This is a genomic window from Nonomuraea thailandensis (assembly GCF_024172165.1).
GTDB lineage: Bacteria > Actinomycetota > Actinomycetes > Streptosporangiales > Streptosporangiaceae > Nonomuraea > Nonomuraea thailandensis.
Genome location: NZ_JAMZEB010000002.1, coordinates 10,454,598 through 10,467,073 on the forward strand (window position 1 = coordinate 10,454,598; position 12,476 = coordinate 10,467,073).

The window sequence follows — 12,476 nt, forward strand, 5'->3', positions numbered from 1 at the left end:
GCGGACGTGGGCAGATGGCAGGAAAGTCGTTTCCTGACGTCCCGTTGCCAGACCCTCACAACCCGCTAGTTTTCCCCCGCCTCACGACGAAACCCCCAGGTAATCGCCATGATGAACCAGCACGAGAGCATTCCCGATCTGATGCAAGAGGACACCTTCGAGGTCGTGATGCGCGGCTACAACCGCCGCCAGGTTCACGACTACATCATCCGCACCCGTAACCAGATAAGGGATCTGGAAGAGCGGCTGGCACGGGCCATCGAGCAGGCGGAGCAGGGCCGCATCGAGCTGGCCGAGGCCAGGCGCCGCATGGTCGAGACGCCGCAGAGCTATGAGGACCTCAGCCCCAGGCTCGCGCAGATCCTCAGGCTCGGTGAGGAGGAGGCCGCGGCCAAGCGCGAGGACGCGGAGGCCGAGGCCGCCAGCGTGCGCGACGCGGCCAAGTCCGAGGCTGAACGGCTTGTCACCACCTCCCGGGAGACCGCCGACAAGATCCTCACCTCCGCCCAGGCCGAGGCCGAGCGGCGGGTGAGCGAGGCCACCCAGGCGGCCGAGCGCATGCTGGCCCAGGCTGGCGGCGACGCGGAGGAGCAGCTCACCTCCGCCCGCACCGAGGCCGAGGAGACGCTGCAGCAGGCCAGGGCCGAGGCCGAGCGCACGGTCACCATGGCCAGGGCCGAGGCCGAGCAGCTGACGCAGTCCGCCGGCGCGCAGGCCGAGCAGGTGCTGACCGGGGCGCACAAGGAGGCCGAGAACATGCTGGCCACCGCGCACCAGCGGGCCACGGCGCTGGACGAGCAGGCCGGGCGCCGGGTGGAGTACCTGAGCAACACGCACACCGAGGTCGTGCGGCGGCTGACGGAGATCAGCTCGGTGCTGGGGGACCTCATGCGCGCCGAGGCGAACGCCGGCTCGCTGGTGCCCGAGGCCATCGCGCCGCCCGCCCCGCAGGCCCAGCCGGCCCAGCCCGCGCCGCCCGCCCAGCCCGAGCCGCAGAACGGCGAGGACGACCCCGAGCAGACCGTGCGGGTCATCGTCAAGGACGACGACCCCGAGCAGCGCGAGGGCGTCATCTCCGACGACACGGACGTGAACATCGGCCGGCTGTCGGAGTCGCGCAAGTAGCGTCTCAGCGCCGCGGCGCCGACAGGTAGGCCTGGCCCCGGGGTGAGAGGCGGTAGCCGGTCTCAAGGCTGATCGTCAGCCCGAGCTCCTTCAGCTTGCGCACGTTCAGCTTGAAGCGGGGCAGCTCCTGCCCCACCTCGGGGGCCAGGTCGGCGGCCCGGACCCCGGGCCGTTCGGCGATGAGCTCCAGCGTGCGCAGCGCCCACGGCCCCCAGCGGTCGAGGCGCCTGGTCAGCTCGGCCACGTCGCCGGGCGTCAGCACGGCGTCGGCGGCCAGCACGTCGCGCGGGTCGGGCCCGGTCACCAGGCGCAGGCCGATGCGGTGGATCGGGTCGCGGCCGCGCGCGGCGAGGTCCGCCAGGAGGGCGGCGCGGTCGTCATAGCCCGCCGCCCTGGCGTCCCCCTCCGTCACGTCCGCGGCCGAGGTCACCGCCACCGAGGTGACCTCGGCCATCAGGCCGGAGCCCATGCGATACCGCCCGCCCGCCGTGACCTGGGCACGCTTCCAGCGCCTGAAGGCGAGGGTGATCGATCCGTCCTGTACGCCTTCACGCAACCGCCGCTCGAACAGCATGCCCACACCCTAGGGGTGGGGGAGCGGAAGCCCCCGCCCCCGATCGGGTCGGAGACTTCCGCGTTCGTGGCCCCTCCTGAATCTTGGGGGCCCGGTGCCGGGGCCGCCGAGACGCTGGACCCGGCACCGGGCTGCTCGTGGACGCGGGCCGCGGAACGCTCCACGGCCTCGCGTCAAGGTGGTGCGGGCCCGGCTCGCCACGTGTGCTGCTCGCCGGCCCGCCTTTCCTGGTCCCGGAGCCGGTCGCGCAGGCCGTCCGGGTCGTCCGCGTCGATGGTCATCGCACATCCGGCGTCGCGCTGCGCCGCGCTCAGCGGATGGTGTCTCGTGGCCCACCAGCGGCCCGCATCGCTCCGCCAGATGGTCCACTGGGGGTACTCCCGGGCGATCTCGGCGAGATGCCGATCAAAGGACATCGCTGTCCGCCTTTCCCGGGCCCCCAGGGCGAGGTTCCATCTCCTTAGAAGATGCGGCACTTCTCTAGAGAGCACAATGATCGTCAAGGACAGGTCAACCTATCGCTTGACAGATCCTCTTGAATCAGGCGTCGAAGTCGTACTGGAGTACGTACGCCGCGGAGTCCAGCACCATCTCGTTGACCTCGACCGGCAGCCCGCCCGACGTGTACGCGGTGCGCGCGATCACGATGACGGGCGTGCCGGCGGGCAGGTCGAGCAGCCTGGTCTCGCGCGGGCTGGGCATGCGGGCCCGTACCTCCTCGGTGAAGTGTGCGGGGGGCAGGCCCAGGTCGCTGAGCCTGGCGTAGACGCCGCCCGGGCCGGTGTCGGCGAGGGTGATCGCGCTGCCCTCCACCAGCCGGGCGGGGAAGTAGGAGGTGGCCAGTTGCACGGGCCTGGTGTCGACCGAGTAGCGGCGCCGGCGTACCCAGACCTCGCCGCTCTCCAGCACGGCGGCCACATCCTCGGTGGCTCGCTCCAACAGCACCTCTAAGGCGTCGACGGTGAAGGGGCGGCCGCGCGTGTCGGCGTCCCAGATGGCCCGTCCCTGGCCCCACTGCTCTCGTGACAGGCGGCGCGAGCCGTGCCTGCGGATCGGTTTGAACAGCCGCACGTAAACCCCCGAGCCTCGTCTGGGCACCGCCAGCCCTTCGTTGATGAGTACGGCAAGCGCCTGCCTGGCGGTGGCTCGTGCGATTGCGTATTCGGCCATAAGCGCGTTCTCGCCCGGTAGTCGGTCCCCGTCGCGCAGTTCGCCGGACAGAATCCGGGCGCGGAGGCCGTCGGCGATGCGTCGATAGATAGGGGGCTCGTGGGGTACCGGGGATTCAGACAACTTTGATCACCCTCTGTCACCAACCAGGTTGTGGCGTCTCCAGAGAACTTGCCCCGTCTTGTCCACGATCGCACAGAAGCAGGCCGTGGTCGCGGGCTGATTTTGAGAGGATCGTGCCCGAGTGGTGAATTCCGCAGTGTTTTAGCTGGCCGTAATCGTGGAACGGTCCGCGCCGGTATTCGACCGGGCCCACCAGCGGCGAGTAACCAAAGCGAAGATCACCGCTCCGGTCGCATTGAGGATGACGTCGTCCACAGAGGACAGACGCCCCAGACGGAACACGTACTGAAGGGTCTCGACCAGGACCGAAAAGGCCGCCGCGACCGCCGCAACGCGGCCGAGTGAGGACATCGCGCGGCTGCGCACCGGCAGCAGCGCGCCCAGCGCCGCGAACACCAGCAAGTTGCCCCCGACCTGCACCGACACCGCCTCCCACGGTGCCCCGGCCAGGTCCGCGAGGTCGGTGAACGGCACGAGGTTCACCTCTGAGAAGCCCTCCGCCGGCGTCAGGATCATCCAGATCCACGGCGCCGTCCCGATCAGGATGCCGACGTCGGCCAGGGAGGCACGCAGGGGCGCGGGATGGCCGGCGCGGGCGCGGTGGCGGGAGAGAAGCATGATTGCTAGCAAGCCCAGGGGGAGTGCAAAGGTACCAGCAATAATGACGTTTCCCCACAATTCCCACGTCCGCGCCATTCGCACATCATGGCGGTTGATCTAGGGATACCGGAAGCTGTCCAATCGGACAGGTCTCACCGGACGGGCAGATGCTCGTCCAGGAACGCGATCGCCACCTCCCAGGCGCGCGCCGCGGGCTCCGGCTGGTGGAACATCGGCGACACGCTGTTGTGGAAGGCGTGCCCGGCCTCCTCCTCGACGTGCACGACCACGTTCGGCCGGCCCTCGGCGGCCTTCTCCACGGCGGCCACGCGCTCGCGCGGGATGTACGGATCGCTGCCCCCGAACACCAGCAGCAGCGGCGACTGGATGCGCTCCATCAGCCCGGTCGCGTCGGGCACGGCCGAGCCGTAGAAGGACAGCACCGCGCCCAGCTCGACCTGGGTGGCGAGCATGTAGTCCACCGAGCCGCCCAGGCAGAAGCCGAGCGCCCCGACCCTGCCGCCCCCCGAGCCGCTCACCTCCGGCATGGCGCTCAGATGGGCCACCGTGAGCGCGCAGTCGGACACGCCGTGCGCGAGGTCGAAGCCCTGGGACAGCTCGATCGCGGCCTGCGTGCCCTCGGGCGTGTGCTCGCCCAGCCAGTGCGGCTGCAAGCGCCAGAACAGATCGGGCGCGGCCACCACGTAGCCGCGGGAGGCCAGGTCGACGGCGACCTTCTCGATGTACGGGCCCACGCCGTAGATCTCCTGGACCAGGAGGATGCCGGGGCCCGAGCCGGAGTCGGGCAGCCACACGTGGACGTCGAACGTGCCGTCGTGGGCGGCGATGTGATCTGTACGGGTCTGCATGTCCACCAGCATCGCGCATGGCGCGCGCCGCGTTCGGGCGAGACGATGCGATCGGAGGTTCCGTGTCCCCGGGACTTCCTGTTGTCCACGAGCCGCACAGCGATCTATACCGGGAGGCGAGGGAGAAATGAGGAGACGGTTGTGCTGACCCATTTCATCGGTGGCCAGCCGGTGGCCGCGGGCAAGGCGTTCCCCGTCCACGACCCGGTCACGGGGGCGGTGGTCAGGCAGGTCCACGAGGCCGATCCCGAGGTGGTCGACCGGGCGGTGCGGGCGGCGCGAGAGGCGGCCCGCGACTGGGCGGCGATGCCTGTCGGAGAGCGCGCAGGCTGGATGCGGCGGCTGGCCGAGGGCATCGAGGCCCGCTTCGACGACCTGGTCGCGGCGGAGATCGCCGACACGGGCAAGCCGCTGGAGCAGACCCGTACCCTCGACATCCCGCGCGGCATCGCCAACTTCCGAGCCTTCGCCGAGATGGCCGCCCAGCGTCCGGAGGACGCCTTCCACCTGTCGGGCATGCTCAGCTACACCGTGCGCAGGCCGCTCGGCGTGGTCGCGGTGATCGTCCCGTGGAACCTGCCGTTCCTGCTCATGACCTGGAAGCTCGCGCCCGCCCTGGTCGCGGGCAACACGGTGGTGGTCAAGCCGTCGGAGCAGACGCCGGGCTCGACCGCCGTGTTCGCCGAGCTCTGCGCCGAGGCCGGGCTGCCGGCCGGCGTGGTCAACGTCATCTACGGGTACGGCTCCGCCGGCCAGCTCCTCGTCGAGCATCCCGGGGTGGACGCCGTGACGTTCACCGGCTCGACCGGCACGGGCACGGCGATCATGAAGTCGGTGGCCGACCGCGTCAAGCCGATCTCGTTCGAGCTGGGCGGCAAGAACGCCGGGCTAGTCTTCGAGGACTGTGACCTGGACAAGGCGGTCGAGGGCACGGTGAAGTCGGTCTTCACCAACGGCGGCCAGGTCTGCCTGTGCACCGAGCGCATGTACGTGCACCGCTCGATCTTCGAGGACTTCTGCGCCCGGCTGGCCGCCCGCGCCCAGGAGGTGGAGCTCCAGCCCATGATCTCGGCGGAGCACCGTGAGAAGGTGCTCTCCTACTACGCCTTGGCCCGCTCGGAGGGAGCCAAGGTGCTCGCAGGGGGGAGTGTCCCCGTGTTCGGCGATCATCGCGATTCCGGCTATTTCGTGGAGCCGACGGTGGTGACAGGCTTGTCTGAATGGTCGAGGTTCAACAGAGAAGAGATCTTCGGTCCCGTGTGCCACGTCGCGCCCTTCGACAGCGAGGCCGAGGCCGTCGACCTGGCCAACGGCAGCGAGTACGGCCTGGCCGCCACGCTGTGGACCACGAACCTCGACCGCGCCCACCGCGTGGCCCAGCGCCTGGAGGCCGGGCTCGTCTGGGTCAACACCTGGTACCTGCGCGACCTGCGTACCCCGTTCGGCGGTGTGAAGCTGTCGGGCATCGGCAGGGAGGGCGGCACCCGCTCGCTCGACTTCTACTCCGAACCCACCACGATCACCATCAAACTGGAGCAGCCCGATGCATGACGAATGGTCCCAGGCAGTGGACGCGCACGCCCAGGCGGCCGAGCGGCTGGCCGAGGCGGCGCGCACAGGCCTGCCCTGCGCGCCGATCAGGGACCTGGTGGGCACGGCGGCCGACGCGTACGCCGTGCAGGAGCTGGGCACGAGGCAGGCGCTCGGCGCGGGGCGGCGGCCGGTCGGCAGGAAGATCGGCCTGACGAACACCGCCATCCAGCAGCAACTCGGCATCGACCAGCCGGACTTCGGCATGTTGTTCGCCGACGCCTGCTACTGCGACGGGCAGCCCATCCCGCCGGGCCGGTTCCTGCAGCCGCGGGCCGAGGCCGAGGTCGCGCTGGTGCTCGACAGGGACCTGTCGGGCGGCCCGTTCACGGTGGCCGACGTGATCAGGGCGGTGGAGTTCGTGCTGCCGGCGATCGAGATCGCCGACTCGCGGATCGCCGGCTGGGACATCAGGCTGGTCGACACGATCGCCGACAACGCCTCGTCCGGCGCGTTCGTGCTCGGCACCACGCCCGTGCCGCTGCTGGGCCTCGACCTTCGGGCGGCGCGCATGACGATGACGCGCGGCGACCAGGAGGTCTCGACCGGCTCCGGCGAGGCGTGCCTGGGGCACCCCCTCAACGCCGCCGTCTGGCTGGCCAACCGCCTGGGCCGCACCGGCAGCCCGCTGCGGGCCGGTGACGTGGTGCTGACCGGCGCGCTCGGGCCGGTGGTGCCCGTCGAGCCGGGTGACGTGTTCGAGGCGCGGATCGAGGGGCTCGGCCCGGTGCGGGCGGTGTTCGGCAAGTGAGCCCCCAAGTACGACCGAAGGCCATGCGCGTGCCCGGCAAGGCCACCCCGCGAGGCAGGTTCCCGCATGTCAAGCGGGCCGGAGACTTCCTGTACGTCTCGGGCACGAGCTGCCGGCGCCCCGACGACACGTTCGTGGGCGTCGAGGTGGACAAGCACGGCGCGACCAGCCTGGACATCCGCGCCCAGACCAGGGCGGTCATCGAGAACATCGGCGACATCCTCAAGGCCGCGGGCGGCTCGCTGGCCGACCTGGTGCAGATCACCACGTACCTGGTGAACATGAACGACTTCAAGGGCTACAACGAGGTCTACGCCGAGTTCTTCGACGAGGAGGGGCCCACCAGGGCCACGGTCGCGGTGCACCAGCTCCCGCATCCGCACCTCCTCATCGAGATGCAAGCCGTCGCCTACCACCCCCAGGAGATCTCATGATCCCTCCCATCGACTTCACCGCCTGGATCGACGAGCACGCCCATCTGCTCAAGCCGCCGGTCGGCAACAAGGTGGTCTTCGAGGCGGCGAACGACTTCATCGTGATGGTGGTCGGCGGGCCCAACTCCAGGACGGACTTCCACGTGGATCCGTACGAGGAGCTCTTCTACCAGGTGCGCGGCAACATGCACGTCAACGTGGTGACCGAGAACGGCCCGGAGACCGTGCACATCCGCGAGGGGCAGATGTGGCTGCTGCCGCCGCGGATGCCGCACTCGCCGCAGCGGCCGGAGGCCGGGTCCGTGGGCCTGGTGGTCGAGCGGATCCGGCCGGAGGGCGAGCTGGAGAGGTTCCAGTGGTACTGCACGGAGTGCGGCGCTCTGGTGCACGAGGTGGAGTTGCAGGTGCGTGACATCGTCAAGGACCTGCCGCCGGTCTTCGAGGCGTTCTACGGCGACGAGAAGGCCCGCACCTGCGATCGATGCGGCGCGCTGCATCCCGGCAAGGGCTGAACGGAGCCACCCCATGCGCGCACCCGTGCTGGGGCTGCCCGTGGTCGGCCTGGCGGTGCTGATGGCCGCCGGTTGCGGCGGGACGGTGCCGCCTGACGAGGACGGGCTCCCGGTCAAGGTCGGCGCGATCATCTCGCAGACCGGCGTGTACGCCGTGCTCGGCGACGACATGGAGACCGCCATGCGCCTGTATCTCGACGACCACGGCGGCCGCCTGGGCGGCAGGGCGGCCGAGCTGGTGGTGGCCGACGACGGGGGCAACTCCGAGCAGGGCAGGAAGGAGGCCAGGAGGCTGATCGACGACGCGGGCGTGGACGTGCTCACGGGCCTGATCGCCTCACCCGTCGCCGTGTCGGTGGTGGACGAGACCGCAGGCGGGACGCCGGTGGTGGTCGCCAACGCCGGCTCCGGCATGCTGGGCGGCCCGAACGTCTTCCGCGTCTCCTACACCGACCACGACCACGGCCACGCCGCGGGCCGCTACGCCGCCGAGCGGTACGGGCGGCGCGGCACGGTGCTCATGGCCTCCGACCACCCCGCCGGCGTCGAGACGCTCGACGGCTTCACCCAGGGGTACGGGGCCGAGCCGCTCAAGCGCATCCTGACCCCGCACGGCCGGGTCACCGACCTCAAGCCGTACCTCGACCAGATCCCGCCCGAGGCCGGCCTGCTGTTCGCCTTCTACGCAGGCGGCGAGGCGGTCGCGTTCGCCAGGACGTTCAAGCAGCTCGGCTACGACACCAGGATCGAGCTGCTGGCCTGCATGAACCTCACGGACGAGGACGTGCTGCGGGCCGTCGGCCCCGACGCCGAGGGCATCACGAGCGTCGGCATGTACTCGCCCGCGCTGGACAACCCGGACAACGCCGCCTTCGTGGCCCGGTGGCGGGCCAGGACCGGCGGGAACCCGTCGGCCGTGGCCCTGCAGAGCTGGGACGCCATGCGCCTCATCGACGCCGCCCTGGCCAGGGGTGGCGACCTGACCCGCGCGCTGGGGGAGGTCGGTGAGCTGGCGGGCCCGCGTGGCACGTTCCGGCTGGACGAGGAGCACAACCCGGTGCAGAACTGGTACGCCCGTCAGTACGAGAATGGTGTGAACAGGGTGATAGCCACCATTCCTCCATGACGGGAGTGACCTTGGATCGCGACCAGTGTCTCGCGCTCGACGCCGCGGACCCGCTGCGGAAGTTCAAGGACGAGTTCGTGCTGCCGGAAGGGGTGATCTACCTCGTCGGCAACTCGCTCGGCGCGCCGCCCCGCCGGGCCGCCGAGCGGCTGCGCAGGACGGTCGAGGACGAGTGGGGCAGGCACCTCGTCGGCGGCTGGAACCACGCCGGCTGGTACGAGCAGCCGCTCGCCGCCGGTGACCGGATCGCCCCGCTGATCGGCGCGGGCCCCGGCCAGGTCGTCGTGGGCAACAGCACCTCGATCGCGGTCTTCCAGGCCGTGGCGGCGGCCCTGAAGCTGCGGCCCGAGCGGCGCGTGATCGTCTCCGACACGCGGAACTTCCCCACCGACCACTACATGGTGCAGGGGCTGGCCTCGCTGCTGGGCGGCTACGAGCTGCGCGACCTCAGCGAGGGGTTCGACGGCGCGGCCGTGGTGCTGCTGTCGGAGGTGGACTACCGGACCGGCGCCCGCCAGGACGTGCCCGCGGTCACCGCCGAGGCGCACGCCGCCGGGGCGCTCATCGTGTGGGACCTGTGCCACAGCGTGGGCGCCATGGAGGTGGACGTCTCGGGGGCGGACTTCGCTGTGGGATGCACGTACAAGTATCTGAACGCCGGTCCCGGCGCGCCCGCGTTCCTCTACGTCCACCCGCGCCACCAGGCCGCCGCCGAGAACGTGTTGTCAGGCTGGTACGGCCACGCCGAGCCGTTCGCGTTCGAGACCGGCTACCGCCCGGCCGAGGGGGTGCGGCGCTTCGCCGTGAGCACCCCGCACGTGCTGTCGTTCGCGGCGCTGGAGGCGGCGCTGGACGTGTGGGAGCGGGTGCCGATGGCACAGGTCAGGGCCAAGAGCATGGCGCTGGGCGAGCTGTTCGTGGAGCTGGTCGGCGACCGGCTGGAGCTGGCCTCGCCCGCCGACCCGGCCGCGCGGGGCAGCCAGGTGTCGCTGCGCCACCCCGACGGGTACCCGGTGATGCGGGCGCTGATCGACCGCGGCGTGCACGGCGACTTCCGGGCGCCGGACGTGCTCAGGTTCGGCTTCGCGCCGCTCTACATCGGCTACGCCGACGTGTACGACGCCGCCACGACGCTGCTGGACGTGCTGGACAAGGAGCTGTGGCGGGACGACAGGTACACCACCCGCCTGGCCGTCACCTGAGGTCGAGCTCCTTGACCGCCCGCTTGGGCGCGATGGCGCGGTAGCTCTCCTCGACCCAGTCGAGCAGCACCTCGGTCTCCGGGAGCCGCCCCAGGAACGGCACGGTCACCCAGCCCGCCTTGCCCAGCCCGTAACCGCTGGGCCGGGCGCCCTCGACGGTCAGCGCGTGGCCGTGCGCCTCCGACAGGAGCTTCACGCCGAACGAAGGGTCCCACTTCTCGGTCTGCTCGTCGACGCCGAGGAAGAGGAAGACCTTCTTGTTGACCTTGATGACGGTGTCGCCCCAGGGGTGGTCCTCGTGGGCCTCCGGCAGGCCGAGCGCGAAGGCGCGCAGCGCTTGCCTGACGTCGTGCCAGTCGTCACTCATGCTCCCGACCTTAACCCGGACGGCGGAACTCTTCGAGCTTGCGTTCGATACCGGCTCTGATCCGCTCGCGGGCCTCCATCCGTGGGACGCCCGACATGAGCAGGTTGTCGTAGTCGGTGTCGAGGTGGCGGATCGAGGCGATCACGGCGAGCGTGATGGCGTTCTCGTCGAGCGCCCTGGCCGCCGCCGACCTGCCCACCCGGCCGCTGCCGCGCTGGCCGGCGTGCTCGGCGATCTCCCGCGTCCGCTCGTCCGGGCAGCCGGGGAACAGCCGGGCGATCGCGGCGGCCATCGCGGTCTGGTACTCCACGTCCTGCTCGGCCCTGCGCACGCGGTCGCGCTCGCGGCGGCGTAGCCGCACCTCCTCGTCGGCCAGGCAGCGCTCCTCGGCCGCGGCCAGCGCGGCCTCCTCCACCAGCAGGCCCATGCGCTGGTAGACCTTGCGCCGCCGGTTGTACCGGACGACCACCGCCGACAGGCCGCTCTCCTGCTTGGCCCGGCGGCTGAGCGCCGCGTTGCCCGAGGGCAGGAACATCAAATGATCCAGGTCCGCGCAGGTCAGGCAGTGCGGCCGGTCGTCCTCCATGATCAGATAGGGCCCGGTGTCGCCGCAGGACGCGCACGTCCACGCCTCCAGTGGAGCCACCGCCACCAGGTCGGGCGCCTTGCTCTGCGCCTCGGTGAGCCGGCGCACCCTGGCCTCGCTGAGGTCGGGCGAGAGCCAGTGCACCCGGAACGGCTCCTGCTCGTGCCGGGCGGTGAAGCGCAGCTCGCGGCGGTCGCGGGTGCCGGCCACGTACGGCGTGTCCACCGGCCGCAGCCCCTTGGACCGCGCCCAGTCGCGCAGCAGGCCGGCCGCGGTGAGCAGGCGGTCCTCGTCCACGGCCGCCAGCTCGGCCAGCGTGGCCGCCCGGCCCTGCCGCCAGGTGTCCACATGCCTGGAGTGCAGCCAGCGCAGGCCCGTCACCACGTCGATGAACGTCACGTACTTGCGGGTGGTCAGGGCGATCTCGGCCGCCTCCGCGACCCGCCGAGCCAGGTTGGGCTTACTCACGCTCCAAGTTTGTCGTGAGATGGCGAGCCTCGAAGCTTTCCTTGGGACAGATGCGGCAAGTAACTCCTCTGGATCTGGCCCTGGAGGGAATCGTGCGTCTGTTCTGGCCTGCGCTCCTCGTGCTCACCACCTCGTGCGGTGTGGCGGAGGAGGGCACGCAACCCGTCGTGACGGGAAGGTTCGGCAGCAAGCCGATCGTCTCCATACCCAAGGGCAAGCCGGGGCGCACGCCGCGGATCACGGTGCTGTCGGTCGGGAGCGGGCGGCGTACGGTGCCAGGGGACGTGGTGCTCGCCGACGTGGACATCCGGCGCTGGTCGGGCAACCGGCCGTACCTGAGCACCCACGACGGCAACCAGCCCACCACGGTCGTCTTCGACGGCAGGCAGGTGGCGGAGACCTGGCGTCAGTCGCTCATCGGCCGGCCGGCAGGCAGCCGCGTCATGCTGGTCAGCCCGGCGGGAGAGGCCGCCGGGCCGGACGTGCCGCTGACCGGCGTCTCGCCCGCCGACACGCTGGTGCTCGTCTTCGACATCCTGGGCGGCTACCCGGCCGACGCGCGCCTCGTCGGCCGCACGCTGCCGGTCATCCCCGCCGGCCTCACGCCCGACGCGCCGCCGCGCACCCTGATCGACGGATCCGGCCAGGAGGTCGTGGCGGGGTCGAGGGTGGTCATCCAGTACGTGGCCGCGTCGTGGCCGTCGAGGGCCGTCGTGGACTCGTCGTACCGGCGGGGCGGGCCCAGCGCGTTCACGCTGGAGGCGGGGTCGGTGCCGGCGGCCTGGGTCGGCGCGCTGGCCGGCCGGCGGGTCGGCAGCCGGGTGGCGGTGCCGTCGCCGGGCCCGCGGCCCATGCTGTACGTGATCGACATCCTCGACACGATCACCCGCGCGTAGGCCGGAGGCACCTGCCGGTGCCCGGCCCGCCCTCAGCCGAGGTCGGCGCGGATCATGCTGTGGAGCACGCCGTCATGCCACCG

The 12,476-nt window shown here is 71.1% G+C and carries 15 protein-coding genes; 8 read left to right on the forward strand and 7 right to left on the reverse strand.

From position 1 onward, the window contains the following. The first annotated feature begins 108 nt into the window (after positions 1–108). Positions 109–1,125, forward strand: coding sequence for a coiled-coil domain-containing protein (locus HD597_RS52585; protein WP_253755236.1), 1,017 nt, complete (start codon positions 109–111; stop codon positions 1,123–1,125). Positions 1,126–1,129: 4 nt separating this feature from the next. Here the strand turns inward: HD597_RS52585 and HD597_RS52590 are convergent, their stop codons facing one another. The 5 genes from HD597_RS52590 to HD597_RS52610 all read right to left on the reverse strand — a co-directional run bounded on the left by HD597_RS52590 (position 1,130) and on the right by HD597_RS52610 (position 4,461). Continuing rightward, complete coding sequence (locus tag HD597_RS52590; RefSeq protein ID WP_253755238.1) at positions 1,130–1,699, reverse strand: hypothetical protein; 570 nt, start codon at positions 1,697–1,699, stop codon at positions 1,130–1,132. Positions 1,700–1,872: 173 nt separating this feature from the next. Next, on the reverse strand, positions 1,873–2,115 hold the full coding sequence (locus HD597_RS52595; protein ID WP_253755240.1) for a hypothetical protein: 243 nt from the start codon (positions 2,113–2,115) through the stop codon (positions 1,873–1,875). A 124-nt stretch (positions 2,116–2,239) separates the two neighbouring features. Further along, complete coding sequence (locus HD597_RS52600) at positions 2,240–2,992, reverse strand: GntR family transcriptional regulator (protein ID WP_253755242.1); 753 nt, start codon at positions 2,990–2,992, stop codon at positions 2,240–2,242. A 141-nt stretch (positions 2,993–3,133) separates the two neighbouring features. Further along, the gene (locus HD597_RS52605; protein WP_253755244.1) at positions 3,134–3,688 is read right to left on the reverse strand and encodes a VanZ family protein; all 555 of its coding nucleotides are present in this window, start codon (positions 3,686–3,688) and stop codon (positions 3,134–3,136) included. A 56-nt stretch (positions 3,689–3,744) separates the two neighbouring features. Further along, positions 3,745–4,461, reverse strand: a complete 717-nt coding sequence (locus HD597_RS52610; RefSeq protein ID WP_253755246.1) for a dienelactone hydrolase family protein — start codon at positions 4,459–4,461, stop codon at positions 3,745–3,747. Positions 4,462–4,602: 141 nt separating this feature from the next. Here HD597_RS52610 and HD597_RS52615 point away from each other — a divergent pair, with 141 nt between their 5' ends. Genes HD597_RS52615 through kynU form a run of 6 tightly spaced genes read left to right on the forward strand, consistent with a single transcriptional unit; the run spans position 4,603 to position 10,076 of the window. Further along, positions 4,603–6,012 (forward strand): aldehyde dehydrogenase family protein, encoded by a 1,410-nt coding sequence (locus HD597_RS52615; protein ID WP_253755248.1) that lies wholly within the window; start codon positions 4,603–4,605, stop codon positions 6,010–6,012. Then, entirely contained in the window at positions 6,005–6,802 is a 798-nt protein-coding gene (locus HD597_RS52620; protein WP_253755250.1) for a 2-keto-4-pentenoate hydratase, read from the forward strand. Before HD597_RS52615 ends, HD597_RS52620 begins: the two co-directional genes overlap by 8 nt. A 23-nt stretch (positions 6,803–6,825) precedes the next feature. After that, positions 6,826–7,236, forward strand: coding sequence for a RidA family protein (locus HD597_RS52625; protein ID WP_253755252.1), 411 nt, complete (start codon positions 6,826–6,828; stop codon positions 7,234–7,236). After that, positions 7,233–7,748: a 3-hydroxyanthranilate 3,4-dioxygenase gene (locus HD597_RS52630; RefSeq protein ID WP_253755254.1), complete on the forward strand. Its 516-nt coding sequence runs from the start codon at positions 7,233–7,235 to the stop codon at positions 7,746–7,748. Before HD597_RS52625 ends, HD597_RS52630 begins: the two co-directional genes overlap by 4 nt. Before the next feature lie 13 nt (positions 7,749–7,761). Next, complete coding sequence (locus HD597_RS52635; RefSeq protein ID WP_253755256.1) at positions 7,762–8,874, forward strand: ABC transporter substrate-binding protein; 1,113 nt, start codon at positions 7,762–7,764, stop codon at positions 8,872–8,874. Next, positions 8,871–10,076: a kynureninase gene (gene kynU, locus HD597_RS52640; RefSeq protein WP_253755258.1), complete on the forward strand. Its 1,206-nt coding sequence runs from the start codon at positions 8,871–8,873 to the stop codon at positions 10,074–10,076. The genes HD597_RS52635 and kynU overlap by 4 nt, the downstream gene beginning before the upstream one ends. On the opposite strand, the gene HD597_RS52645 is transcribed toward kynU, so the two are convergent. Next, positions 10,069–10,443 (reverse strand): MmcQ/YjbR family DNA-binding protein, encoded by a 375-nt coding sequence (locus tag HD597_RS52645; protein ID WP_253755260.1) that lies wholly within the window; start codon positions 10,441–10,443, stop codon positions 10,069–10,071. The genes kynU and HD597_RS52645 overlap by 8 nt on opposite strands. A 10-nt stretch (positions 10,444–10,453) precedes the next feature. After that, positions 10,454–11,497: a DUF2293 domain-containing protein gene (locus HD597_RS52650; RefSeq protein ID WP_253755262.1), complete on the reverse strand. Its 1,044-nt coding sequence runs from the start codon at positions 11,495–11,497 to the stop codon at positions 10,454–10,456. A 92-nt stretch (positions 11,498–11,589) separates the two neighbouring features. On the opposite strand from HD597_RS52650, the gene HD597_RS52655 reads away from it, so the two are divergent. Continuing rightward, the gene (locus HD597_RS52655) at positions 11,590–12,393 is read left to right on the forward strand and encodes an FKBP-type peptidyl-prolyl cis-trans isomerase (RefSeq protein ID WP_253755264.1); all 804 of its coding nucleotides are present in this window, start codon (positions 11,590–11,592) and stop codon (positions 12,391–12,393) included. Positions 12,394–12,476: the final 83 nt, after the last annotated feature.

Excerpts from the sequence above, each read along its gene's own strand:
- HD597_RS52605 (WP_253755244.1), bottom strand. The coding sequence starts at position 3,688 with ATGGCGCGGACGTGGGAATTGTGGGGAAACGTCATTATTGCTGGTACC.
- HD597_RS52590 (WP_253755238.1), bottom strand. The coding sequence starts at position 1,699 with ATGCTGTTCGAGCGGCGGTTGCGTGAAGGCGTACAGGACGGATCGATC.
- HD597_RS52610 (WP_253755246.1), bottom strand. The coding sequence starts at position 4,461 with ATGCAGACCCGTACAGATCACATCGCCGCCCACGACGGCACGTTCGAC.
- HD597_RS52635 (WP_253755256.1), top strand. The coding sequence starts at position 7,762 with ATGCGCGCACCCGTGCTGGGGCTGCCCGTGGTCGGCCTGGCGGTGCTG.
- kynU (WP_253755258.1), top strand. The coding sequence starts at position 8,871 with ATGACGGGAGTGACCTTGGATCGCGACCAGTGTCTCGCGCTCGACGCC.
- HD597_RS52620 (WP_253755250.1), top strand. The coding sequence starts at position 6,005 with ATGCATGACGAATGGTCCCAGGCAGTGGACGCGCACGCCCAGGCGGCC.
- HD597_RS52625 (WP_253755252.1), top strand. The coding sequence starts at position 6,826 with ATGCGCGTGCCCGGCAAGGCCACCCCGCGAGGCAGGTTCCCGCATGTC.
- HD597_RS52595 (WP_253755240.1), bottom strand. The coding sequence starts at position 2,115 with ATGTCCTTTGATCGGCATCTCGCCGAGATCGCCCGGGAGTACCCCCAG.
- HD597_RS52630 (WP_253755254.1), top strand. The coding sequence starts at position 7,233 with ATGATCCCTCCCATCGACTTCACCGCCTGGATCGACGAGCACGCCCAT.
- HD597_RS52645 (WP_253755260.1), bottom strand. The coding sequence starts at position 10,443 with ATGAGTGACGACTGGCACGACGTCAGGCAAGCGCTGCGCGCCTTCGCG.
- HD597_RS52585 (WP_253755236.1), top strand. The coding sequence starts at position 109 with ATGATGAACCAGCACGAGAGCATTCCCGATCTGATGCAAGAGGACACC.